This is a genomic window from Frateuria sp. Soil773 (assembly GCF_001428405.1).
Taxonomy (GTDB): Bacteria; Pseudomonadota; Gammaproteobacteria; order Xanthomonadales; family Rhodanobacteraceae; genus LMSL01.
The window spans coordinates 1-343 of the sequence record NZ_LMSL01000037.1 but is presented as its reverse complement, the minus strand read 5'-3'; the positions used below and the strand labels follow the sequence as shown (position 1 = coordinate 343).

Genomic DNA, 343 nt, shown 5'->3' with positions numbered 1-343 from the left:
TGATCGCACCGCCCGAGGTCAGCGTCGTCGTGCCGCTACCGCTATTCACGCCACTGTTGATCGTCAGANGCCGCCCACCGTGAGGTCGCCGGCCGTGGTGCCGAGTGCCACCGCGCCGGCGCCGCCCGTCACCGGGCCCGTTACCGTCAGTGCTTGTGCATTGGTCAAGCCGAAGCCATTGGTATCGAAGTTGCCGAGTGTGCCGATGAGGTTGGCGCCGTTGAGCGCCGTGCTTCCAACCGAGCTGCCGGTCAGCGTGCCAGCGGCAAGCGTGCCGCCCGCGCCCTCGCTGATCGCACCGCCCGAGGTCAGCGTCGTCGTGCCGCTACCGCTATTCACGCCA

The 343-nt window shown here is 68.4% G+C and carries 1 protein-coding gene; it reads right to left on the bottom strand.

Annotation, left to right across the window (positions count from 1 at the left end):
- Positions 1-69: 69 nt before the first annotated feature.
- Positions 70-343: hypothetical protein (locus ASG87_RS20500; protein ID WP_235499633.1), on the bottom strand; the 274-nt coding region annotated here is incomplete at both ends.